We start from the raw sequence: 20,575 nt of genomic DNA, 5'->3' as shown, positions 1-20,575 counted from the left end.
GGAGCTTCTCCCATGCCCCAGACCGCAGTCATTCCTCCCGGCACCGGTGTGCCGCTGGCCCCCTACGTTCCCGGCACGCTGGCCGATGGCGTGCTCTACGTCTCCGGCACGCTGCCCTTCGACAAGGACAACAACGTGGTCCACGTCGGCGATGCCGCCGCGCAGACGCGCCATGTGCTGACCACCATCCAGGGCGTGGTCGAGGCTGCCGGCGGCACCATGGCCGACGTGACGATGAACCACATCTTCATCACCGACTGGGCCCACTACGGCGCCGTCAACACCGTCTATGCCGAGTTCTTCCCGGGCAGCAAGCCGGCGCGCTTTTGCATCCTGTGCGGCCTCGTCAAGCCCGACGCACTGGTCGAGATCGCCACCGTGGCCCACGTCGGCAAGAAGGGCTGAGCGCGATGGCCGTCGTCGCGCACGATGTCCATGGCCCGGCGCATGGCCAGGCCGATCGGCCGACCGTGCTGCTCAGCTCCGGCCTGGGCGGCGCCGCCGCGTTCTGGAAGCCGCAGGTCGAGGGGCTGGTCGCGGCCGGCTGGCGTGTGATCGCCTACGACCAGCGCGGCACCGGGCGCACCGGCGGCACGCTGCCCACGCCCTACAGCATCGCCCACATGGCCGAGGATGTGCGCGAGCTGCTCGACGCCACGCAGACCGACCGCTGCCACCTGGTCGGGCACGCGCTGGGCGGCCTGGTGGGCCTGCAGCTCGCGCTGGATGCGCCCGGCCGTGTGGCCAGCCTGGCGCTGGTCAACGCCTGGTCCCGGCCCAACCCGCACTCGGCGCGCTGCTTCGACGCGCGGCTGGCGCTGCTGGCGGCCGGCGGCGCGCGCGCCTACTGCGAAGCCCAGCCGATCTTCCTGTACCCGGCCGACTGGTGCGCTGCGCATCCCGCGCGCGTGCAGGCCGAGGTCGACCACGCGGTCGACCATTTCCCCGGCGCCGACACCATGCGTGCGCGCATCGCCGCGTTGCGCGCCTTCGATGTCGACGCGCTGCTGGCGCGCATCTCTGCGCCGGTCTGGATCAGCGCCGCGCAGGACGACGTGCTCGTGCCGTGGACCTGCTCGCAGCGCCTGGCCGAAGGCCTGCCGCGCGCCGAATTGCACCGCCTGCCGCACGGCGGCCACGCGCACAGCGTGACCCAGGCAGAGGCCTTCAACACCGCGCTGCTGGCCTTCCTGGCACGGCACAAGACACCATGAACCCAACCCTGGATGCGGCCGCACTGGCCGCGCTGTTCCTCGATGCCCGCACGCACAACGGCTGGACCGACGCGCCCGTTTCAGACGCCACGCTGCAGCAGCTCTACGCGCTCGTGCGCATGGGCCCGACCTCGGCCAACTGCTCGCCCGCGCGCTTCGTCTTCGTGCGCACGCCCGAGGGCAAGGCCCTGCTCGCGCCGGCACTGTCCAAGGGCAACCTGGACAAGACCATGGCCGCGCCGGTCACCGTCATCGCCGCCTGGGACATGGCCTTCTACGAGCAGCTGCCGCGCCTGTTTCCGCACGCCGATGCGAAGAGCTGGTTCACCGGCAGCCCGGCCATGGCGCACGAGACCGCGTTCCGCAACGCCTCGCTGCAGGCCGGCTACCTGATCCTGGCCGCGCGCGCGCTCGGGCTGGATGCCGGCCCCATGTCCGGCTTCGACAAGCCCAAGGTCGACGCGGCCTTCTTCGCCGGCAGCACCTGGACCACCAATTTCCTGATCAACCTGGGGCACGGCGACGCCAGCCGCCTGTTCGGCCGCTCGCCCAGGCTGGCATTCGAAGAAGCCTGCCGCTTCGCGTGAGGAGCCCACCATGCAGCAGACCCCGATCGCCGTGCCCCGCAACGACTACCGCGACGCCATGGCGCGCCTGGGTGCGGCGGTCAACATCATCACGACCGACGGGCCCGGCGGGCGCGCCGGCTTCACGGCATCGGCCGTCTGCAGCGTGACCGACGACCCGCCCACGCTGCTGGTCTGCCTGAACCGCAACGCCTCGGTGTACCCCGCGTTCCAGGCCAATGGCGTGCTGTGCGTCAACGTGCTGGCGGCGGGCCAGCAGGCTTTGTCGGCGCTGTTCGGCGGCAAGACGCCGATGGACGAGCGCTTCGCCGCCTGCCGCTGGGGTGCGCTGGTCACCGGCGCGCCGGTGCTCGACGGCGCGGCCGTGTCGTTCGACTGCCGCGTGGTGCGCAGCACCGCCGTGGGCACGCACGACGTGCTCTTCTGCGAGGCCGTGGCCATCCGCAGCGGCGACACGGCGCACGGCCTGGTCTACTTCGACCGGCGCTACCACGACCTGTTGGCCGCCTGAACCGGTTCAGGCCGCCGCGCCCGGCGTGCGCGCGATCCCGTCGAGCACGATGGCCTGCACGTTGCGCACGGTCTCCTCGAAGAAGCCGGCATCGGCCAGCGTGCGGCCGGTCAGCGTCTCCACCTGCACCGCGAAGTCGGCGTAGTGCTGGGTCATGGCCCACAGCGCGAACACCAGGTGGTGCGGCTCCACCGGTGCCAGCCGGCCATCGGCCACCCAGGCGCGGATCACTTCGGACTTGCGCTCGATCAGGTCGCGCAGCTCGCGCCCGAGCTCGTCGCGCAGCAGCGGCGCACCCTGCACCATCTCCAGGCAGAACAGGCGCGAGGCGTCGGGCAGGTCGCGCGAGATGGTGAGCTTGTTGCGGATGTAGCCGGCGATGGCCTCGCGCGGGTCCTGCTCGGCGCTGAAGCCGCGCAGCGGCTCCAGCCAGATGTGCAGCAGATCGCGCAGCACCGAGACGTAGAGCTCTTCCTTGTTGGGGAAGTGGTAGAGCAGGTTGCTCTTGGAGACCTCGGCCCGCGCGGCCACTTGGTCGACCGTGGTGCCGTGCAGGCCGAAGCGCGAGAACAGGCTCAGCGCAGCACCCAGGATCACGCTGCGCTTGTCCTCGATCTTGCGGCCGCGCCGCTTGGTGGCCGGCACCGGTGTGCCGTGCGCCGCGCGCTTCCTGGCGGCGGGCGTGCCGCTTGCGGTGGTCTTTTTGCGCGGCGGGTTGCTGGGCTTGCGTGCGGGGGATGCGGGCATGGCGGTCTCTCTGGCTGCCGATGATGCATGAACCATGCGCGCAGGCCGCACCAGCGCGGCGCGCCCGCGCACCAGGGCGGCGCGGCCCGGCGTGCTGAACGGCGCGTGGCATGCCCCGCAACGCGATTTGTCCAACTGGTCCAATTGGCATGGACGTTGCAAGCGGCACCGGATCGCCCGTTGCTCCGGAGCCTCCCATGCCCGCGCTGAATGTCCCTGTGATCGACCTGCAACCCTGGTTCTCCGGCACGCCGGAGGGCAAGGCCGCCGTGGCCCGTGCCGTCGACGATGCCTGCCGCAGCATCGGCTTTCTGGTCATCACCCACCACCAGATCGATGCGGCGTTGATCCGCCGCGTGTCCGACGCATCGCGTGCGTTCTTCGCATTGCCGCTGGCCGACAAGCGCAAGGTCGACCGCCCGCGCGACGACGCCGTGCGCGGCTACAGCGCGGTCGGCGAAGAGGGGCTGTCGTACAGCCTCGAAGAAGCCGCGCCGGGCGACCTCAAGGAGTCGTTCTCGATCGGCCCCAGCGGCGTGCCCGACGACGACTACCACCGCGGCCCCGCGGCCGGCGCGCATTTCGAGCCGAACCAGTGGCCCGTGGGCGTGGCCGGTTTCCAGGCCGCCTACGAAGAGTATTTCGCGGCGATGAGCGGGCTCGCGCGCGAACTCATGTGCATGTTCGCGGTCGGCCTGCAACTGCCCGAAACCTTCTTCGACGACAAGATCGACAAGCACATCAGCATGTTCCGTGTGCTGAGCTACCCGGCGCAGACTGAGGCCCCGCTGCCGGGCCAGATGCGCGCCGGTGCGCACAGCGACTACGGCAGCCTGACGGTGGTGCTGCCCGACGGCCCCGGCCTGCAGGTCTTCAACAAGGCCGGTCAGTGGGTCGATGTGCCGCAGGTGGCGGACAGCCTGGTCGTGAACATCGCCGACCTCATGATGCAGTGGACCAACGACGAGTGGGTCTCCACGCTGCACCGCGTGGTGAATCCGCCGTTCGACGACAGCATGAAGAACACGCGGCGCCAGTCGCTGGTGTTCTTCCACCAGCCCAACTACGACGCGGTGATCGAATGCCTGCCGAGTTGCCTGGCCGAAGGCGCCGTGGCCAAGTACGCGCCCGTCACCTCGGGCGACCACCTCACGGCCAAGTTCGTCAAGCAGACGACCTTCGGCGGCACCAAGGCGGCGGCCTGACATGGCGGCCCAGCTGTCGTATGTGAACGTCTTCGCCCGGGACGTGGTGGCGTTGAGCGGCTTCTACCAGCGCGTGTTCGGCTTCCCCGAGATCGAGGCGATCCGCTCGCCGATCTTCCGGGGCCTGGACACCGGCAAGTCCCACCTCGGCTTCAACGCGCTCGACGCCTACGCGCTGCTGCAGCTGTCCGAGTTCTCGGACACGCGCGGCATCAAGTTCCTGCTCAACATCGACGTGGACAGCCAGCCCGAGGTCGACCGCATGGTGCCCGTCGCGGTGGAGGCCGGCGCCACGTTGGTCAAGCCGCCCTACGTGACCTACTACCACTGGTACCAGGCCGTGCTGCTCGACCCCGAGGGCAACGTGTTCCGTATCAACTTCATGATGTCCTGAAAGGCCTGTCTGCCATGCTGCGCACCCTGTTCTCCACCACCGCGCTGAGCCTTGCGGCCATCGCCGTCGTGCCCACCGTCGCTTTCGCCCAGGAGGGCTTCACGCTCAAGGGCAAGCCCGTCATCGCGATGCTGTACTACGGCCCCAAGAACGACGGCGGCTGGACGCAGGCCTTCGACGAGGCCCGCGTGAAGATCGAGAAGGAGCTGGGCCAGAAGATCCAGTTCGTCGAGAACATCACCGAGGACGCCTCCGTCATCAAGCCGGCGGCCGAGCGCTTCATCTCGCGCGGCGCCAACATCGTGATCGGTACCGCCTTCGGCCACTCCGATGCCTTCAAGGACCTCGCGGCCAAGCACCCCACGGTGGCCTTCCTGAACGCATCGGGCACCACCAACGGCGCCAACCTCGAGTCGTTCTACGGCCGCACCTACGAAAGCCAGTACCTGTGCGGCATGGCGGCCGGCGCGGCGTCCAAGAGCGGCAAGCTGGGCTTCGTCGCGGCCAACCCCTTCGGCGTCGTCAACTGGACCGTCAACGCCTTCGCGCTGGGCGCGCAGAAGATGAACCCCGCCGCCACCGTCAACGTGATCTACACCGGCACCTGGAACGACCCGGTCAAGGAGCGCGCAGCCGCGTCGGCGCTGATCGACCAGGGCGCCGACGTGATCGGCCAGCACGTCGACAGCCCGACGCCGCAGATCGTCGCGCAGGAGCGCGGCGTCTACGGCACCGGCCACCACCGCGACCTGCGCCAGTTCGCACCCAAGGCCACGCTGTGCTCGTCGGTCTGGGTCTGGGACAAGTTCCTCGTGACCGAACTCAAGAAGGTCATCGCCGGCGGCTGGAAGCCGGCCCCTTACGGCGCCTTCATCCCGATGAGTGCCGGCGGCACCGACATCGCCGGCTTCGGCGCTGCCGTGCCGGCCGACAAGGCCAAGCTGATCCAGGCCGAGCGCGATGCTCTGCTGAAGGGCAAGCAGATCTACGCCGGCCCGCTGGCCGACCGCGAGGGCAAGGAGCGCGTGGCCGCGGGTGCCGTGCTGTCCGATGCCGACCTGTGGAAGATGGACTGGTTCGTCAAGGGCGTGACCACGCAGAAATGACCAATGCTCTCGCGCTGACCGGCATCCGCAAGAGCTTCGACGGTTTCCTCGCACTGAACGAAGCGCACGTCACCGTGCGCTGGGGCGAGGTGCACGCCCTGCTCGGCGAGAACGGCGCCGGAAAGTCTTCGTTGATGAACATCGCGGCCGGGCTGTACAAGCCCGAGGCCGGCGAGTTGCTGGTGGACGACAACCCCGTGCGCCTGCAGGGGCCGCGCGATGCCGCACGCCACCGGATCGGCATGGTGCACCAGCACTTCAAGCTGGTGCGGCCGTTCACCGTGGCCGAGAACATCCTGCTGGGCCTGGCCGAACCCGATCCGCCGCAGGGCTACCGGCAGCGCCTGGCCGAGGTGGCGCAGCGCATCCGCACACAGGCCGAGGCGCTGGGCTTCGCCATCGATCCACTGGCGCGCGTGGACAGCCTGTCGATCGCCGAGCAGCAGCGTGTGGAGATCTTGAAGGTGCTGCTGGCCGGTGCGCGCATCCTGATCCTGGACGAGCCCACCGCCGTGCTGACCGACCAGGAGGCCGCGAACTTGCTGACCACCGTGCGCACGCTGTCGCGCCAGGGCGCGGCCGTGGTGCTGGTCACGCACAAGATGGCCGACGTGAAGGCCTATGCCGACCGTGTGACCGTGATGCGCGGCGGCCGCACGGTCGCCACCGTGGACCCGGCCGCCACGCCGGTGGCCGAACTCGTGCGGCTGACGGTGGGCGAGGGCGTGCCCGCAGCCGCTGGGCCGACCGGTGCGCGCACGCGCGGTGCGCCCCTGCTCTCGGTGCGTGGCCTGGCCACGACCGCCAGTGGAGGCCAACGCGCGCTCGACGGCGTGGACCTCACCGTGCACGCGGGCGAGATCTATGGCATCGCCGGTGTCGGCGGCAACGGCCAGGGCGAACTGGCCGGCGCGGTCATGGGGCTGGCCCGCGATCTGAACGGCGAGCTGCGCCTGGACGGCGCGGACCTCACGCGCGTGCCGCCCTCGGCACGCCACGCGCTGCGCATCGCCGCGATCCCGGCCGACCGTTACAGCCATGCACTGGCCGGCACGCTGTCGGTGGCCGAGAACTTCGGCATCGGCCAGGTGCAGTCCGGCCGCTACGGGCCCTTCGCCTGGCTGCGCCAGCGCCGCATGGCTCTCGATGCACGCGAGGCCGTCGCCGCCTTCGATGTGCTGGGGGTTCGTTCGGTGGCGCAGAAGGCCGCGCTGCTCTCCGGCGGCAACGCGCAGAAGCTCGTCATCGCGCGCGAGTTCAGCCGCGCGCCGCGGCTGGTGCTGGCGCACAGCCCCAGCCGCGGGCTGGACGTGCGCGCCAGCGCCCAGGTGCATGCGCGGCTGCGCGCGGCACGCGACGGTGGCGCCGCCGTGCTGCTGATCAGCGAAGACCTGGACGAAGTGCTGGCGCTGGCCGACCGCATCGGGGTGATGGCGCGCGGGCGCATCGTGGCCGAGTTCGACGCACCCGCCGACCGCCAAGCCGTTGGCCAGGCCATGACCCACCATGACTGAATCCGTTCTTGCCGCGCCGGCCCCGCGCCGCTTCGAGCCCCTCGCCAGCCGGCGCTACACGCTGGAGATCCGCCAGCAGATGCCGTGGCAGCAGCAGGCGCTGGTCCTCGCCCTGGCCGTGCTGGTGGGCCTGGCCATCTCGGGCGCCATCCTGGTCGCGGCCGGCGTGCCGGCCGGCGAGCTGTTCCAGGAGTTCATCGTCGCCACGGTGTTCGATGCGCAAAGCCTGCAGGCCGTGCTGTTCCAGGCCGCGCCGATGATCATGGTCGGGCTGGCCGCGTCCATCGCATTCCGCGCGCGCTTCTGGAACCTGGGGCTGGAGGGGCAGATGGTGTGGGGTGCCATCGGCGCCACGGCGGTGTCGATCTTCGAGGTCGGCCCGCCCGCGCTGCGCCTGCCGCTCATGATGGCCGTGGCGGCCGGCTGCGGCCTGCTGTGGGCCTGGGGGCCGGCGCTGCTCAAGCTGCGGCTCGGGGTGAACGAGATCATCGCCACGCTGATGCTGAACTACGTGGCCGGCAACTTCCTGCTGCACCTGCTGTACGGCGCCTGGAAGGATCCACAAAGTTCGTTCCCGCATTCGCCGCAGTTCCAGGCCTTCGAGCGGCTGCCGGAGTTCTTCGGCCCCTCGGGCGCGGCCGTCGCGCTGGCGCTGCTGGCGATGGTGCTGGCCTGGTGGTTCGTCAACGCCAGCCGCGCGGGTCTGTACCTGCGCTTCGTGCACGCCAACCCGACCATGGCCGGCGCGGCCGGCGTGCCGGTGGCGCGCATGGTGCTGGCGGCGGTGCTGGTGTCGGGCGCGCTGGCCGGCATCGCGGGCTTCCTCGTGGCGGCCGGGCAGGAGGGGCGGCTCACGCAGGCCTTCCACCATGGCTACGGCTTCTCGGGCATCCTGATCGCCTTCCTCGCGCGCAACCACCCGGTGGCGGCCACGGTGGTGGCCGTGCTGATCGCCTTGCTGTTCGTGGCCGGCCGCAGCCTGCAGGTTTTCTACCAGATCCCGTTCGCGATGGTGCAGCTGATCCAGGCCATCGTCGTCATCAGCGTGGCGTCTTCCGATTTCTTCATCCGGCACCGCCTGCGCCGGATTCTCCCGTCGTGATCCCATGGAATTGATTGGCCACTGGCTGGGCAGCGTCCCCGATTTCGCCGTGCCCTACGCGCTCGCCGCGCTGGGCCTGATCCTGACCGAACGCGCCGGGGTGCTCGCGCTGGGCGCCGAGGGGCTGATGCTGGTCGGCGCGCTGGTCGCCATCGGCGCGCAACTCGCCTTCGGCGCCACCGGCGTGTCGCTGGTGCTGGCCATGGCCGCGGCCAGCGCGGTCTCGGCGCTGTTCGCGGTGATGGTGGTGTGGCTGCGCATCCACCAGGTCATCGCCGGGCTGGCGCTGGTGTTCTTCTGCCAGGGGCTGTCGAGCCTGCTCGGCACGCTGCTGGGCTGGACCAACCAGCCCGTCACGGCGCAGGGTGCGGTGGCGCTGTGGCCGCTGTCCGGACTGCCGGTCGTGGGCGGGCTGTTCCGGCAGAACCCGGTGGCCTTCCTCACGCCGTTCATCTTCCTCGCGGTGGTGCTGTTCCTGAACCGCTCGGCCATGGGCCTGAAGCTGCGCGCGGTGGGCGAGAACCCGCAGGCGGCGGACGCGGCCGGCATCCCGGTCAGCGGCATGCGCTTCCTGGCGATCCTGGCCGGCGCCGCGCTGGTCGGCCTGGCCGGCGCCTACATCTCGCTGCTGTCGACCAAGCTGTGGATCGCCGGCATGACCGGCGGGCGCGGCTGGATCGCCGTGGGCCTGGTGATCTTCGCGCGCTGGTCGCCGTGGAAGGCGCTGGCCGGTGCCGTGCTGTTCGGCTGCATCGAGGCGCTGATCCCCCAACTGGCCGCGGCCGGCGTGCAGTTGCCGCAGTACTTCGTGCTCATGACGCCCTATGTGGTCACGCTGGGCGTGATGGTCTGGGTGGCCGTCGGCCAGCGTGGCGGCAGCGGTGGCGTGGGCAGCCAGCCCGGCGCCTTGGGCGAACCCTATGTCCGTGAGGAACGGTGATGCAGATCCATGTCTATGAACAAACCCGCGAGGTCGCCCCCGCGGACTTCGCCGACTACCTCGATCCGGCGACCACCGCGGTCATCTCCATCGACATGCACCGCGGCCACCTGGAGGACAGCCCCGACTGCCCCTGCCCGGCCCCGCGCGCCCGCGACGTGGTGGCTCCCATCGACGCCTTCCACCGTGCGGCGCGCGCGCTGGCCGTGCCCATCGTGCATGTGAAGTCGGTGCTGCGCCCGGGCGGCGCGGACGACCTGGCCGGCATTCCCGCGGCCTGGCGCCGCACCTTCCCGCTGCACGTCGGCCCGATCCCGAACGCCGACGCGCACGCCATCGAGGGCAGCCGCTGGACCGAGTGGGTCACCGAGGTGCTTCCGCAGGATCTGCGCGTGGAGAACAAGCGCCGGCTGTCGGCCTTCTACCCGACCGACCTGGACTTCCTGCTGCGCAACCAGGGCATCACCACCGTGGTGCTGGACGGCGGCTTCACCGACTGCTGCGTGCTGAACACGGCCTTCGACGCCAACAACCACAACTACCGCGTGGTCGTGCTGCGCGACCTGGTGCGTGGCACGGACGACCACCTCGAGGCCGCGGCGCTGAGCATGGTCTCGCTGCACCTGGGGCTGGTGATGGATTCGGCGGCGCTGCTGGCGCAGTGGCGCGCCGGCCGCTGACGGATTGCGTGGTATGGCGCGCTTCTTGCGCCGGACCTGGCACCGTTGACCTCACTGCAAGGGCTCTGCCGATGTCCGTCTCCCGCCGCACCATCCTCGCCGCAGGCGCCGCCGCGCTGGCCACCTCCACCACGGGTCTCCACGCGCAGGACGCCTATCCGGCGCGCGCGATCCGCATGGTGGTGCCGTTCCCGCCCGCCGGCGCGGCCGACTTCCTGGGCCGCACCGTGGGCGAGAAGCTGGCGCAGTCGCTGGGCCAGCAGGTGCTGGTCGACAACCGGGCCGGCGCCGGCGGCAACATCGGCACGCAGGCGGCGGCGCAGGGCGACCGCGAGGGCTACACGCTGCTGCTGACCGGCGTGCCGCTGGCCGTCAACCGCTTCCTGTTCCGCACGCTGCCGTTCGATCCCGAGCGCGATTTCGAGCCCGTCGCGATGATCGCCACGGTGCCCAACCTCATGATCGTGCCGGCCGATTCGCCCGCCAACACGGTCGAGGAGTTCATCGCCTACGCGCGCAGGAAGCCGGGCGGCGCGACCTTCGCGTCGATCGGCAACGGCACCTCGCTGCACCTGGCCGGCGCGCAGTTCAGCAGCACGGCCAAGCTCGACATGGTGCACGTGCCCTACAAGGAAACCGGCACGGCCAACACCGACCTCATGGCGGGCCGCGTGGACGTGATGTTCCAGACCATCTCGGCCGCGGCCGGGCTGGCGCGTGGCGGCAAGGTCAAGGCGCTGGCCGTGACCAGCGACGTGCGTGTTGCGGCCTTCGCCAACGTGCCGACGCTGCGCGAGGCCGGCACCGACCTCGTCTCGGTGGGCTGGTTCGGCCTGCTGCTGCCGGCCAACGTGCCGCCGGCGCGCAAGGCGCTGCTGGAGGCGCAGGTGCTGGCGGCCGTGCGCGACCCGGCCGTCGCGGCGCGCATCGCCGACAGCGGCTGCATCCCGCGGCCGCTGGCCGGCGCGGCATTCGGCGCCTTCATCGCGGACGAGACGCGCCGCCTCGGCGAGGTGGTGCGCAACGCCGGCATCACCGCCAGCTGAGTCAGTACAGCCCGCGTCCGCGGGCGTGCAACCGGGCCAGGCCGAACAAGGCGTCGGTGAACGGTGTCGGCGTCTGCGTGATCTGGCCCAGCTCGCGCACGGCGCCGACCAGGGCGTCGAGTTCCACGGGCCGGCCGGCTTCCACGTCCTGCAGCATCGAGGTCTTGAACGCGCCGAGCTTGCGCGTCACGGCGTGGCGGTCTTCGGGCCGCTGCGCGATCGGGATGCCGATGCGCGCGCCGATCTCCTTGGCCTCCAGCATCACCTGGGTGACCAGGCCGCGTACCAGCTCGTCGTCCATGATCTGGTCGGTGGTCACGCCGGTGATCGCGCTGATCGGGTTCACGGTCATGTTGCCCCAGAGCTTGTACCAGCAGTCCTTCTGGATCTGCTCGGACACCTGGGTGTCGATGCCGGCCTTGGCCAGCAGCGCGGCCAGGGCCAGCACGCGTTCGCTTGCGCCGCCGGCCGGCTCGCCCAGGATCAACTGGTTGCCGAAGTGGTGCTTGACGAAGCCCGAGCCGTGCAGCGCGCAGCTGGCGTGCACGATGCAGCCGAGCACGTTTCCGGCCGGGATCGCAGCGGCGATGCGCCCGCCCGGGTCCACGCTTTCCAGGCTGCGGCCGGCGTAGGTGCCGCCGAAGCCCTGGAAGAACCACCACGGCACGCCGTTCATGGCCGTCAGCACCACGGTCTGCGGCCCCAGCAGCGGCGCGATGCGCTCGGCCACCTGGGCCATCGCGGGGGCCTTCACGGCCACCAGCACGAGGTCCTGCACGCCGAGCGTGGCCGGGTCGGCGCTGGCGCGGACGGGGGCGGTCAGCGTCTCGCCGCCCTGGTCCAGCCGCAGGCCATGGGCCTGCAGGGCGGCCAGCGTCTCGCCGCGCGCCACGGCGCTCAGGTCGCAGCCGGCCAGGGCCAGCCGGGCGCCGATCCAGCCGCCGATGGCGCCTGCGCCGAACACGCAGACGCGTTGGAAGCGCGCCGGCATCAGCCTTCGGCCGTGAAGCCCACGGCCTTCACGATCGGTCCCCACTTGGCCGTGTCGCGCGCCACCAGCTCGGCCAGTTCGGCCGGCGAGGACGACATGGCTTCCAGGCCGAAGCCGGCCAGGCCGTCGACCACGTCCTTGTTGGCCAGTGCGGTCTTCATCGCGGCATTCAGGTGGCTGACGGTGTCGGCCGGGGTCTTGGCGGGCAGGAAGAAGGCGAACCACTCGCTGTGCGTGCCCTCCTTGATGCCTTGCTCATCGTAGGTCGGCACGTCGGGCGCGAAGCGGTTGCGCTTGCTGCCCGAGGTGCCGAGGATGCGCACCTTGCCGCTGGGCAGGTGCTGCGTGAGGTCGCCGACCGGGCCCGACACCGCCGAGACGTTGCCGCCCAGCAGGTCCAGCATGGCGGGCTGGGTGCCGCGGTAGGCCGCGTGCTTCAGGTCCACGCCCGCGCTCTTGCCCAGCAGCGCACCGATGAAGTGCGGCGTGGAGCCGGCCGCAGGCGAACCGAAGTTGGCGCCGGCCGGGTTCGCCTTGGCCCAGGCCAGGAACTCGGGCACGCTCTTGACGCTGGCCGGCACGGCCGGGCCCACGGCCAGGCCGAAATCGAACACGCAGCCCAGCGAGACGGGCGCCAGGTCGGCCTTGGGGTCGTATGCCAGCTTCTTGTAGATGTGTGGGTAGATCGTCAGCATGGACGTGGGCGTCTGCAGCAGCGTGGCGCCGTCCGGCGCGGCCGACTTGACGAACTGGATGGCGATCTGGCCGCCCGCGCCGGTGCGGTTCTCCACCACAGCGGTCTTGGCGTAGCTGGGCGCCAGCTGCGTGGCGACACGCCGGCAGATGGTGTCCGAGGTGCCGCCGGCCGCGAAGCCGGTGATGATGCGCAGCAGCTCCGGGTGGGCCTGGGCCAGGGCCTGCTGGCCGATGGCCGACAGCAGGGCGCCGGCGCTGGCGGACTGCAGCAGTTGGCGGCGGTTCATGGACATTTTGTACTCCTCGGGTGGACAAGTGGTGCGCGGCATTGGTGCCGCTGGGCGCGCCATTGTGGGTGCGCGCCAGTGCCGCCGATACCCGTGTTTTCTAGTATGTTGCGGTGCGCCATGGTCTGGCGCCCGGGGTTCAGACCGGCGGGCCGAACAGCGGGTGCAGGTTGCTGTGCTTGGCGTCGAAGACCTCATGGCCTTCGTCGATCTGCAGCGTCACGCCGATGGGGCGGCTGCCGAAAACCGGCGCCAGCTGCTCGCGCACAGCGGCGATCAGCGCCTCGCCGATGCGCTGCTGCAGCGCCGCGGGCCGGCCCTTGGCCATGCGCAGGTTCAGGTAGATGAAGGCGTAGTCGCCCTGGTGGTCGGCCACGGCGTAGTGCGCCGCCGCGAAGGCCAGCACGCGCGTGCCGCCGGTCGGGAAGACCTGTTTGCCGGCGTCGTCGCGCTGCGCCAGCATGGTGTCTGACAGCTGGCGGCACAGCGCGCCCATGTCGGTGGCCGGTTCCACGTTGGGGCTGTAGAGCACGACGAGATGGGGCATGGGGCGGTCTCCGGCGGTGAAAGCCGGGCATTGTCGCTGTGGCGCGCTGTCGTCCCGCAGCCTACATGGCCGCTGGCCGCGGACCGACGCCGCGCCGGCAGCGCCGTTCCCACAATGGGCGCGTGCGGCCCTGTCGTCCGCCCCATCCCTCCGGGAGCCCCTCCATGCCCGACCACCGCCAGCCCGCACCCCGCCCCACGCCCAGCCTGCGCCAGGCCCGGCTGATCGGGCGCCTGCGCGCGACGCTGTTCGAGCTGCAGTGCGACGCCGATCCCGACCCGGTCGCCATCGACCGGCTCATGCGCCGGCTGGCGCGTGTGCGCGGGCACGGCAGCCGCTCCTTCCTGCGCGCCTGAATCCCGTCTCAGCCAGTCCCGTAGCCGCTGCGGGGCTGTGGCTGGCCACGTCCGTGGCCGCCAGCGAAACCATGGACAATCGCCGGCTTTCCGTCTTCCGACGCCTTGTCCAACACCTCTCCAGGAGCTTGTCATGACCTACCCCAGCACCCAACTCTTCATCGCCGGTGAATGGCAGGACGCCGCCGACGGCCGCACGCTGGCCGTGTTCAACCCGTCCACGGGCAAGGAAATCGGCCGCGTGGCGCATGCCGGCGTCAAGGACCTGGACCGCGCCCTGGCCGCTGCGCAGAAGGGCTTCGAAGTCTGGCGCGACATCCCGGCCATCGAGCGCGCCCGCACCATGCGCCGCGCCGCCGCGCTGATGCGCGAACGCGCCGCCGAGATCGGCGCCGTGCTGACCCAGGAAAACGGCAAGCCGCTGGCCGAGGCCAAGGGCGAAGCCATGGCCGCCGCGGACATCATCGAGTGGTTCGCCGACGAAGGCCAACGCGTGTACGGCCGCATCGTGCCCTCGCGCGGCAGCCTGGCCGTGCGCCAGCTGGTCGTGAAGGACCCGATCGGCCCGGTCGCCGCCTTCACGCCTTGGAACTTCCCGATCAACCAGGTGGTGCGCAAGCTGTCGGCTGCCCTGGCCAGCGGTTGTTCCATGCTGATCAAGGCCCCCGAAGAGACGCCGGCCTCGCCCGCCGCGCTGATCCAGGCGTTCGCCGATGCCGGCCTGCCTGCCGGCGTGGTCGGCCTGGTCTACGGCAACCCGGCCGAGATCTCCAACTACCTGATCCCGCACCCGATCATCCGCAAGGTCACGTTCACGGGCTCCACGCCGGTGGGCAAGATGCTGGCCGGCCTGGCGGGCCAGCACATGAAGCGCGTGACCATGGAACTGGGCGGCCACGCCCCCGTGATCGTCTGCGACGACGCCGACATCGCGCTGGCCGTCAAGGCCGCCGGTGCCGCCAAGTTCCGCAACGCCGGCCAGGTCTGCATCTCGCCCACGCGCTTCCTGGTGCACGGCAGCGTGCAGAAGGAATTCGCCGAGACGCTGGCCACCTACGCACGCGGCCTCAAGGTCGGTGACGGCCTGACCGAAGGCACCACCATGGGCCCGCTGGCCAACCCGCGCCGCCTGACCGCCATGGCCGAGTTCACGCAGGACGCGGTGAAGCAGGGCGCGACGCTGCTGGCCGGTGGCGAACGCATCGGCGATTCCGGCAACTTCTGGCAGCCCACCATCCTGAACGACGTGCCGCTGTCGGCCAAGGTCTTCAACGACGAGCCCTTCGGCCCCATGGCCGCGATCCGCCCGTTCGACAAGATCGAGGACGCCATCAGCGAAGCCAACCGCCTGTCCTTCGGCCTGGCCGGCTACGCGTTCACCAGCTCGCTGAAGAACGCGCACATCCTGTCGCAGCGCGTGGAAGTCGGCATGCTGTGGATCAACCAGCCCGCCACGCCCTCGGCCGAACTGCCGTTCGGCGGCATCAAGGATTCGGGCTACGGCTCCGAAGGCGGCCCGGAGGCCATGGAGGCCTACCTGAACACGCGTTCGGTGTCGATCACCAACGTCTGAGCGTGCGCCCGGTGAGCCATACCAACAAGGAGACTTCGATGTTCCGCCGCACCTTCTGCAGCGCGCTGGCCGCCGGCGCGCTGGCCCCGGGCCTGTCGCTCGCCCAGGCCTATCCGAGCAAGCCGATCCGTTTGATCGTGCCGTTCCCGCCCGGCGGCGGCACCGACATCCTGTCGCGCCTGGTGGCCACCAAGCTGACCGAGCACGTCAAGTGGACGGTGGTGGCCGACAACCGCGCCGGTGCCGGCGGCACCGTGGGCATCGGCGAGGCCGTGCGTGCCGCGCCCACGGGCTACGAGATGGTCATGGGCCAGAAGGACAACCTGGTCGTCGGGCCCTGGCTGTACAAGAACCTGCCGTGGGACCCCACGCGCGACCTGGTCGCGGTCTCGCACATCGCCTACACGCCGGTGGTCATCGTCACGTCCAGCACCTCGCGCTTTCGCACGCTGGGCGACGTGGTGGCCGCGGCGCGCAACGCGCCGGACACGATCACCTACGGCTCGCCCGGCAATGGCACCACCATCCACCTGGCCGGCGAGATCTTCAAGACCGCTGCCGGTATCAACATCCGCCATGTGCCGTACAAGGGCTCCAACCCGGCCATGATGGACGTGCTGGCCGGCAACGTGGACCTGATGGTGTCTTCGCTGCCCTCGGCCATCGGCCAGCTCAAGTCGGGCAAGCTGCGTGCACTGGCCGTGACCTCGGCCAAGCGCAGCTCCACCGCGCCCGAGATCCCGACCGTGGCCGAACTCGGCTACAAGGACTTCGACGTCAGCACCTGGTATGGCCTGTTCCTGCCGGCGGCCACGCCCAAGGAGATCGTTGCCACCGTGCACAACGAGGTCGACAAAGTCCTCGCCATGCCCGACATGGTGGCTGCGGTGCAGGCCCAGGGCGCCGAGATCCAGCGCATGACGGCCGATCAGTTCGGCGCGCTGGTCAAGAGCGACTACCAGAAGTGGAAGGGCATCGTCGAGGCTTCGGGCGCGAAGATCGAATAGGCGCCTGCGGCTGGGGCGCCGGCCCCGCCGCGCAGCGCCTACGCGGCGGCGCGCACCGCCCCGGCCGCGTACTGGGCGCACACGATCTCGCCCAGCCGCCGCAGGCCGGCCTCCAGCGCCGGTGTCCACGGCAGGCCGCAGTTGATGCGCACATAGTGGTCGCAGCGCGTGGTGTTGGAGAACAGCGTGCCCGGCGCCACCAGGATGTGCTCGCGCAGCGCCGCGTCGAACACCGCCACCGACGACAGCTGCCGCGGCAGCTCCACCCACAGCTGCAGCCCACCCGGTGGCAGGTTCAGCCGCGTGCCGGGCGGAAAGTGCTGCGTGATCGCCTCGGCCGTGCGCTCGCGCTGCGTGCGCAGGCTGGCGCGCAGCTGCTTGAGGTGCCTGTCGTAGCCGCCCGAGGCCATGAAGCCCCCGGCCGCCCACTGCGCCAGCGCCTCGTTGCTGCGCGACTGGGCGTACTTGAGCATCTCCACGCGCGCCTGCCAGCGGCCCGCGTTGATCCACCCCAGCCGCAACCCCGGCGCCAGCACCTTGTGCAGCGAAGCGCAGTGGATGATGTTGCCGCTGCGGTCGAAGGACTTGAGTGCGCGGGCCGGGGCTGGCGCGTCCAGCAGCTCGCTGTAGGTGTCGTCCTCGATCAGTGCCATGCCGTGCTGCTCGCACAGCGCCGCGAGCCGGGCCTTGTGCGCGTCCGGCATCACGCTGCCCAGCGGGTTCTGCAGGTGCGGCACCACCACCACCGCCTTGATGTCGCGGTAGGCCGCGATGGCCAGCTCCAGCGCCTCGATCGACAGGCCGGTCTGCGGGCTCGTAGGGATCTCCAGCGCGCGCATGCCCAGCGTCTCCAGCACCTGCAGCAGGCCGTAGAAGGTGGGCGACTCCACGGCCACCGTGTCGCCGGGCTGGGCCACGGCGCGCAGCGCCAGGTTCAGCGCCTCGATGCAGCCGTGCGTGGGCAGCACCTCCTCGGGCGACAAGGCCATGCCCACGCGCACGGCGCGCTGGGCCACGGCTTCGCGGAACGGCGTGCGCTCGCGCGAGGGCGTGGCCTGGGTCAGCAGTTCGGGATGCTGGCGCAGCGCCCGCGTGACGGCGTTGCGCATGGCCTCGGCCGGATACAGCGCGGGCGCGCCGCGTGCGGTCGACAGGTTCAGGTGCACCGCGTGCGCGCGCCGCTGCGTCACGAAGGCCGACACCTTCTCGTGGATGCCGACGAACTGCGCCGGGTCCGGCGCGCGGTCGGTGGCCGGCTCGTCCATGGGCACGATCTTCAGGCGCCGCGGCCGCGTCACGAAGTAGCCCGAGCGCTCGCGCGCCTCGGCCCAGCCCTCGCTCTCCAGGGTGCGGCACACCTGCAGCGCGGTGGACAGGCTCACGCCGTGCAGCTGCATGAGTTCGCGCAGCGAGGGCAGGCGGTCCCCCGGCTGCAGCGCATCGGCCCGGATGGCCTGCAGGTAGTGCTCGGCGATCTGGCGGTATCGGGGCGTGGAAGGCATGGGGCGGAGGGGAAGTGGGCGTGATCTTGCGCCGCAGGCTGGCGGCCGAACAGATGCAGATGGCGGGCCGAAGGACCATAACAGATGACTTTTCGGTGTCGCTGTTCCGGTGCAGATGGGTGGCTGCTGTGCCTGTTCCGCACAGAAGCCCCTGCCTACGATGTGCCCATGTTCTGACCCCTTGAACCGGAGCCCGCCATGGATGCCACCACCCCTCTTCAGACCACCCCTCTCGCCGCTGGCCAGCGCCTGTACCTGGCCGTGGACGCCGGCACCACGCTGCTCGCCGCGCGCGGCGCCGTGCGCATCGAAGAGGCGCCGCGCTGGCTGGCCGAGCGCATGCAGCCGGTCGCCCGGCAGGTGGGCGAGGGCCAGGCCTATGTGGTGGAGCAGGCCGGCTGGCTGTGCGTGCACGCCCTGGGCGAGGCGCAGCTGGTGCAGCTGCCTTCGCGCACGCCGCTGGCACGGCTGCAGGGCTGGCTGCTGCGCCGGCGCGGCGCGGTGCGGCCGGCGGCCTGCTGAGGCGCGCTACTGCGCCATCGCGGCCATGGTCTGGACGATCGGCACGTAGTCGATCACCGCGTCGGTCCGCGGACGCTGGCCACCATAGGCCTGCAGCGCATGCGCGGCCGGGTCGCTGCAGTCCGTGCAGGCCTGCATGGCCAGCAGGGCCGTCGCAAGCCCCAGTGCCCGGCACTCGTCGCCCAGGGCCAGCGCCAGGGCGTGGTCGTCCTGGCCGAGCGGACGCCATGCCGCGCCCCCGACCCCGGCCGCAACCAGGCGCCGCACCGCGGCAGGCCGGATCTGCGCCGGCCCCAGCGAGAGCTCTGGCAGGCGCCCGGTGAGGGCCAGCACGGACCGCGCGAGCGCCCATTCCAGCGTGCGGTGCACCGCGTGGCGGTTGAACTTCTCCACCGCCACGGCGGCGATGGCCAGGCCGCCGGCTTCGTCCAGAGGCAGCGCCGGCTTGGCCTGCGCGCCGGCCGGTGCGTCCTGCGGCACGCTGGCGCAGCCCCGCACTTCGGGCTGGAGCGACAGCGCATAGAGCGGCCGCCTGGTGGCCGGGTCGGTCTGCACGCTGGCGCGCGTCAGGTAGCCCGAGCGCAGCAGGATGTTGGCCGCCACCAGGTTGCGGGTGTCGGCCACGCGGTCGGCATCGGGCTGGTCGGCCACGCGGCCCTGCGCCTCCAGGCTTTGCACCAGGACGGGCAAAGACCGCTGCCCCTGGTCCTCCGGGGTGGAGAGGTCCAGGTACTGCGTCGCCGGGACACACAGCGTGGCGGCCAGCACCAGCGCGCCCAGCACCAGCGGCACGCGCAAGGCGCGCCGGCCGTCGGCGCTCAGGGATGCAGGTTCAGGAATGCGGGCCATGGGTTCAGCCTGTCAGCAGCTTCATGGCGGTCGCGGCCAGGCCTGAGTTGAACAGCCACAGGGCGCCGACCCGGGAGAGCTCCTTCATCGACACCGAGGCCGTGCCGGGCGGCCCGCCCTGCCAGTGCTCGTGCAGGTAGATGGCCAGCAGCAGGCCGAGCAGGCTCACATAGCCGAAGCCCAGCATGTACAGCACATAGAGCCCGAAGAACACGGGTTTGAGGTGGGCCACGGCGGGGTTGGCCATCAGGTCCCAATAGACCATGGCAGGCCAGGCCGACAGCAAGGCCGCGAAGAAGCCGGCCGCGAACAGCGTGGGGCCGAACTGCCCGCGCACGCGCCGCACGAAGCCGGGCCGCGGGCCCAGTGCCTGCCCGCTGCCCGGGCGCCAGCGCAGCGTGCACCAGAGCCCTGCGGCGAGGCCCGCCACCAGCGGCGCGGCGGTCTTGCCCAGCGCAGACCACAGCAGGTTCTGCGGGCTGCGGTCGGAGAACAGCGACTGGAACGTGAAGTAGAAGTCCGTCGGGATCACCAGCGAGAGCAGGCGCGACAAGGCCAGCGTGCCGAACACCACCACCGCGAACAGCGGCGCATGCAGTTGCGCGAACGGAACTCTCATGGCGGCGTCCCTCCCGGAATGCGCCATTGTGAGGGCAGTGCGGCGCGGCGGCAGTGCGCAGTGGCGCCCGCGGGTGGCCTTGCGTTCACCGTGCGCGCCCTCCCTGGCGCAGCGCGAGCCGCTGCGGCCTGCGCCAGCCCGGGCCCAGGCGCCTCAGTCGACCTTGCGCAGGCTGGACAACGCGATCTCGCCCTGCGCGGTCGAGAACACCGGTTCGGCGCCAGGCCCCTGGCCGCTCTGGCTTTGGCCGACACCCGAGATCGCCAGCTCGCCCGTGTCGTACTGCTGCACCGAGCCGCCACGGCGGATCGCCAGGCGCCGCTGCTGCGGAAAGAACGCGTACTGCAGGTCGTTCTGGGCGCCGGTGGACGAAGGGTTGGACAGGCCCTGGGGCCACCAGCTGTCGTCGCTCTGCATGGGCTGCATCGGTGCCATCGGCTTCATCGGCTTCATGGGTTCCATCGGCTTCATCGGTTCCATCGTGCGCTCCCGTCTGTGCAAATGACGCAGTGTGCGGCGCGCTTGCCGCGCCCGCGTCAGGGCCGCGCCGCTTCGCGCGTAGGCCCAGCGCGCTGCCGGT

At 71.0% G+C, this 20,575-nt stretch carries 24 protein-coding genes; 16 read left to right on the top strand and 8 right to left on the bottom strand.

What is annotated here, in order from left to right; genetic code table 11:
* The first annotated feature begins 12 nt into the window (after positions 1–12).
* Genes rutC through rutF form a run of 4 tightly spaced genes read left to right on the top strand, consistent with a single transcriptional unit; the run spans position 13 to position 2,312 of the window.
* Positions 13–405 carry a pyrimidine utilization protein C gene (rutC, locus tag DES41_RS17720; RefSeq protein ID WP_114468951.1) on the top strand — a complete coding sequence of 131 codons (393 nt, stop codon included), beginning with the start codon at positions 13–15 and terminating at the stop codon, positions 403–405.
* Positions 406–410: 5 nt separating this feature from the next.
* A complete protein-coding gene (gene rutD, locus DES41_RS17715; RefSeq protein ID WP_114468950.1) occupies positions 411–1,214 on the top strand; it encodes a pyrimidine utilization protein D in 804 nt (267 codons plus the stop codon).
* Complete coding sequence (locus tag DES41_RS17710; RefSeq protein WP_114468949.1) at positions 1,211–1,801, top strand: malonic semialdehyde reductase; 591 nt, start codon at positions 1,211–1,213, stop codon at positions 1,799–1,801. The genes rutD and DES41_RS17710 overlap by 4 nt, the downstream gene beginning before the upstream one ends.
* A gap of 10 nt (positions 1,802–1,811) precedes the next feature.
* Positions 1,812–2,312, top strand: a complete 501-nt coding sequence (rutF, locus tag DES41_RS17705; protein WP_114468948.1) for an NADH-dependent FMN reductase RutF — start codon at positions 1,812–1,814, stop codon at positions 2,310–2,312.
* Positions 2,313–2,318: 6 nt separating this feature from the next.
* Here the strand turns inward: rutF and rutR are convergent, their stop codons facing one another.
* A complete protein-coding gene (gene rutR / locus DES41_RS17700; protein WP_114469044.1) occupies positions 2,319–3,059 on the bottom strand; it encodes an HTH-type transcriptional regulator RutR in 741 nt (246 codons plus the stop codon).
* 197 nt (positions 3,060–3,256) lie between these two features.
* Here rutR and DES41_RS17695 point away from each other — a divergent pair, with 197 nt between their 5' ends.
* From DES41_RS17695 to DES41_RS17660, 8 genes are all read left to right on the top strand, one after another.
* The gene (locus DES41_RS17695) at positions 3,257–4,264 is read left to right on the top strand and encodes an isopenicillin N synthase family dioxygenase (RefSeq protein WP_114468947.1); all 1,008 of its coding nucleotides are present in this window, start codon (positions 3,257–3,259) and stop codon (positions 4,262–4,264) included.
* Between the two features lies 1 nt (position 4,265).
* Positions 4,266–4,658 (top strand): VOC family protein, encoded by a 393-nt coding sequence (locus tag DES41_RS17690; protein ID WP_114468946.1) that lies wholly within the window; start codon positions 4,266–4,268, stop codon positions 4,656–4,658.
* A gap of 14 nt (positions 4,659–4,672) precedes the next feature.
* Positions 4,673–5,764 (top strand): BMP family ABC transporter substrate-binding protein, encoded by a 1,092-nt coding sequence (locus DES41_RS17685; protein ID WP_114468945.1) that lies wholly within the window; start codon positions 4,673–4,675, stop codon positions 5,762–5,764.
* Entirely contained in the window at positions 5,761–7,278 is a 1,518-nt protein-coding gene (locus tag DES41_RS17680; protein ID WP_114468944.1) for an ABC transporter ATP-binding protein, read from the top strand. The genes DES41_RS17685 and DES41_RS17680 overlap by 4 nt, the downstream gene beginning before the upstream one ends.
* Positions 7,271–8,380 (top strand): ABC transporter permease, encoded by a 1,110-nt coding sequence (locus DES41_RS17675; protein WP_114468943.1) that lies wholly within the window; start codon positions 7,271–7,273, stop codon positions 8,378–8,380. The genes DES41_RS17680 and DES41_RS17675 overlap by 8 nt, the downstream gene beginning before the upstream one ends.
* A 4-nt stretch (positions 8,381–8,384) precedes the next feature.
* A complete protein-coding gene (locus tag DES41_RS17670; RefSeq protein ID WP_114468942.1) occupies positions 8,385–9,320 on the top strand; it encodes an ABC transporter permease in 936 nt (311 codons plus the stop codon).
* Positions 9,320–10,000 (top strand): cysteine hydrolase family protein, encoded by a 681-nt coding sequence (locus DES41_RS17665; RefSeq protein ID WP_114468941.1) that lies wholly within the window; start codon positions 9,320–9,322, stop codon positions 9,998–10,000. The genes DES41_RS17670 and DES41_RS17665 overlap by 1 nt, the downstream gene beginning before the upstream one ends.
* A gap of 71 nt (positions 10,001–10,071) precedes the next feature.
* The gene (locus DES41_RS17660) at positions 10,072–11,046 is read left to right on the top strand and encodes a Bug family tripartite tricarboxylate transporter substrate binding protein (RefSeq protein ID WP_114468940.1); all 975 of its coding nucleotides are present in this window, start codon (positions 10,072–10,074) and stop codon (positions 11,044–11,046) included.
* Position 11,047: 1 nt separating this feature from the next.
* On the opposite strand, the gene DES41_RS17655 is transcribed toward DES41_RS17660, so the two are convergent.
* From DES41_RS17655 to DES41_RS17645, 3 genes are all read right to left on the bottom strand, one after another.
* Positions 11,048–12,037 (bottom strand): 2-dehydropantoate 2-reductase, encoded by a 990-nt coding sequence (locus DES41_RS17655; protein ID WP_114468939.1) that lies wholly within the window; start codon positions 12,035–12,037, stop codon positions 11,048–11,050.
* Entirely contained in the window at positions 12,037–13,026 is a 990-nt protein-coding gene (locus DES41_RS17650; protein WP_114468938.1) for a Bug family tripartite tricarboxylate transporter substrate binding protein, read from the bottom strand. The genes DES41_RS17655 and DES41_RS17650 overlap by 1 nt, the downstream gene beginning before the upstream one ends.
* A 133-nt stretch (positions 13,027–13,159) precedes the next feature.
* On the bottom strand, positions 13,160–13,567 hold the full coding sequence (locus tag DES41_RS17645) for a 5-carboxymethyl-2-hydroxymuconate Delta-isomerase (RefSeq protein WP_114468937.1): 408 nt from the start codon (positions 13,565–13,567) through the stop codon (positions 13,160–13,162).
* Positions 13,568–13,731: 164 nt separating this feature from the next.
* On the opposite strand from DES41_RS17645, the gene DES41_RS17640 reads away from it, so the two are divergent.
* The 3 genes from DES41_RS17640 (at position 13,732) to DES41_RS17630 (ending at position 16,503) form a co-directional block, all read left to right on the top strand.
* A complete protein-coding gene (locus tag DES41_RS17640; RefSeq protein WP_114468936.1) occupies positions 13,732–13,923 on the top strand; it encodes a hypothetical protein in 192 nt (63 codons plus the stop codon).
* A gap of 133 nt (positions 13,924–14,056) precedes the next feature.
* Positions 14,057–15,496: an NAD-dependent succinate-semialdehyde dehydrogenase gene (locus tag DES41_RS17635; RefSeq protein WP_114468935.1), complete on the top strand. Its 1,440-nt coding sequence runs from the start codon at positions 14,057–14,059 to the stop codon at positions 15,494–15,496.
* Positions 15,497–15,534: 38 nt separating this feature from the next.
* Positions 15,535–16,503 (top strand): Bug family tripartite tricarboxylate transporter substrate binding protein, encoded by a 969-nt coding sequence (locus DES41_RS17630; RefSeq protein WP_114468934.1) that lies wholly within the window; start codon positions 15,535–15,537, stop codon positions 16,501–16,503.
* A gap of 38 nt (positions 16,504–16,541) precedes the next feature.
* Here DES41_RS17630 and DES41_RS17625 read toward each other — a convergent pair whose 3' ends face one another.
* On the bottom strand, positions 16,542–18,005 hold the full coding sequence (locus tag DES41_RS17625; protein WP_114468933.1) for an aminotransferase-like domain-containing protein: 1,464 nt from the start codon (positions 18,003–18,005) through the stop codon (positions 16,542–16,544).
* Positions 18,006–18,203: 198 nt separating this feature from the next.
* On the opposite strand from DES41_RS17625, the gene DES41_RS17620 reads away from it, so the two are divergent.
* Positions 18,204–18,527, top strand: a complete 324-nt coding sequence (locus tag DES41_RS17620) for a hypothetical protein (RefSeq protein WP_114468932.1) — start codon at positions 18,204–18,206, stop codon at positions 18,525–18,527.
* A 6-nt stretch (positions 18,528–18,533) separates the two neighbouring features.
* On the opposite strand, the gene DES41_RS17615 is transcribed toward DES41_RS17620, so the two are convergent.
* From DES41_RS17615 to DES41_RS17605, 3 genes are all read right to left on the bottom strand, one after another.
* Positions 18,534–19,376, bottom strand: coding sequence for a hypothetical protein (locus tag DES41_RS17615; RefSeq protein ID WP_114468931.1), 843 nt, complete (start codon positions 19,374–19,376; stop codon positions 18,534–18,536).
* A 4-nt stretch (positions 19,377–19,380) separates the two neighbouring features.
* Entirely contained in the window at positions 19,381–19,995 is a 615-nt protein-coding gene (locus DES41_RS17610) for a hypothetical protein (protein ID WP_114468930.1), read from the bottom strand.
* Positions 19,996–20,148: 153 nt separating this feature from the next.
* Positions 20,149–20,475 (bottom strand): hypothetical protein, encoded by a 327-nt coding sequence (locus DES41_RS17605; protein WP_170168203.1) that lies wholly within the window; start codon positions 20,473–20,475, stop codon positions 20,149–20,151.
* Positions 20,476–20,575: the final 100 nt, after the last annotated feature.

This window comes from Pseudorhodoferax soli (genome assembly GCF_003337555.1).
GTDB lineage: Bacteria > Pseudomonadota > Gammaproteobacteria > Burkholderiales > Burkholderiaceae_C > Pseudorhodoferax > Pseudorhodoferax soli.
The sequence above is the reverse complement of the archived record's forward strand: the minus strand, read 5'-3'. Positions and strand labels throughout refer to the sequence as shown.

What these genes read in the sequence shown, in the direction of transcription:
- DES41_RS17710 (WP_114468949.1), top strand. Translation starts at nt 1,211, where the DNA reads ATGAACCCAACCCTGGATGCGGCCGCACTGGCCGCGCTGTTCCTCGAT.
- DES41_RS17610 (WP_114468930.1), bottom strand. Translation starts at nt 19,995, where the DNA reads ATGAGAGTTCCGTTCGCGCAACTGCATGCGCCGCTGTTCGCGGTGGTG.
- DES41_RS17605 (WP_170168203.1), bottom strand. Translation starts at nt 20,475, where the DNA reads ATGGAACCGATGAAGCCGATGGAACCCATGAAGCCGATGAAGCCGATG.
- DES41_RS17695 (WP_114468947.1), top strand. Translation starts at nt 3,257, where the DNA reads ATGCCCGCGCTGAATGTCCCTGTGATCGACCTGCAACCCTGGTTCTCC.
- DES41_RS17645 (WP_114468937.1), bottom strand. Translation starts at nt 13,567, where the DNA reads ATGCCCCATCTCGTCGTGCTCTACAGCCCCAACGTGGAACCGGCCACC.
- DES41_RS17615 (WP_114468931.1), bottom strand. Translation starts at nt 19,376, where the DNA reads ATGGCCCGCATTCCTGAACCTGCATCCCTGAGCGCCGACGGCCGGCGC.
- DES41_RS17680 (WP_114468944.1), top strand. Translation starts at nt 5,761, where the DNA reads ATGACCAATGCTCTCGCGCTGACCGGCATCCGCAAGAGCTTCGACGGT.
- DES41_RS17630 (WP_114468934.1), top strand. Translation starts at nt 15,535, where the DNA reads ATGTTCCGCCGCACCTTCTGCAGCGCGCTGGCCGCCGGCGCGCTGGCC.
- DES41_RS17660 (WP_114468940.1), top strand. Translation starts at nt 10,072, where the DNA reads ATGTCCGTCTCCCGCCGCACCATCCTCGCCGCAGGCGCCGCCGCGCTG.
- DES41_RS17665 (WP_114468941.1), top strand. Translation starts at nt 9,320, where the DNA reads ATGCAGATCCATGTCTATGAACAAACCCGCGAGGTCGCCCCCGCGGAC.
- DES41_RS17670 (WP_114468942.1), top strand. Translation starts at nt 8,385, where the DNA reads ATGGAATTGATTGGCCACTGGCTGGGCAGCGTCCCCGATTTCGCCGTG.
- DES41_RS17655 (WP_114468939.1), bottom strand. Translation starts at nt 12,037, where the DNA reads ATGCCGGCGCGCTTCCAACGCGTCTGCGTGTTCGGCGCAGGCGCCATC.
- DES41_RS17685 (WP_114468945.1), top strand. Translation starts at nt 4,673, where the DNA reads ATGCTGCGCACCCTGTTCTCCACCACCGCGCTGAGCCTTGCGGCCATC.
- rutR (WP_114469044.1), bottom strand. Translation starts at nt 3,059, where the DNA reads ATGCCCGCATCCCCCGCACGCAAGCCCAGCAACCCGCCGCGCAAAAAG.
- DES41_RS17675 (WP_114468943.1), top strand. Translation starts at nt 7,271, where the DNA reads ATGACTGAATCCGTTCTTGCCGCGCCGGCCCCGCGCCGCTTCGAGCCC.
- DES41_RS17640 (WP_114468936.1), top strand. Translation starts at nt 13,732, where the DNA reads ATGCCCGACCACCGCCAGCCCGCACCCCGCCCCACGCCCAGCCTGCGC.
- rutF (WP_114468948.1), top strand. Translation starts at nt 1,812, where the DNA reads ATGCAGCAGACCCCGATCGCCGTGCCCCGCAACGACTACCGCGACGCC.
- DES41_RS17690 (WP_114468946.1), top strand. Translation starts at nt 4,266, where the DNA reads ATGGCGGCCCAGCTGTCGTATGTGAACGTCTTCGCCCGGGACGTGGTG.
- DES41_RS17635 (WP_114468935.1), top strand. Translation starts at nt 14,057, where the DNA reads ATGACCTACCCCAGCACCCAACTCTTCATCGCCGGTGAATGGCAGGAC.
- DES41_RS17650 (WP_114468938.1), bottom strand. Translation starts at nt 13,026, where the DNA reads ATGTCCATGAACCGCCGCCAACTGCTGCAGTCCGCCAGCGCCGGCGCC.
- rutC (WP_114468951.1), top strand. Translation starts at nt 13, where the DNA reads ATGCCCCAGACCGCAGTCATTCCTCCCGGCACCGGTGTGCCGCTGGCC.
- rutD (WP_114468950.1), top strand. Translation starts at nt 411, where the DNA reads ATGGCCGTCGTCGCGCACGATGTCCATGGCCCGGCGCATGGCCAGGCC.
- DES41_RS17625 (WP_114468933.1), bottom strand. Translation starts at nt 18,005, where the DNA reads ATGCCTTCCACGCCCCGATACCGCCAGATCGCCGAGCACTACCTGCAG.
- DES41_RS17620 (WP_114468932.1), top strand. Translation starts at nt 18,204, where the DNA reads ATGGATGCCACCACCCCTCTTCAGACCACCCCTCTCGCCGCTGGCCAG.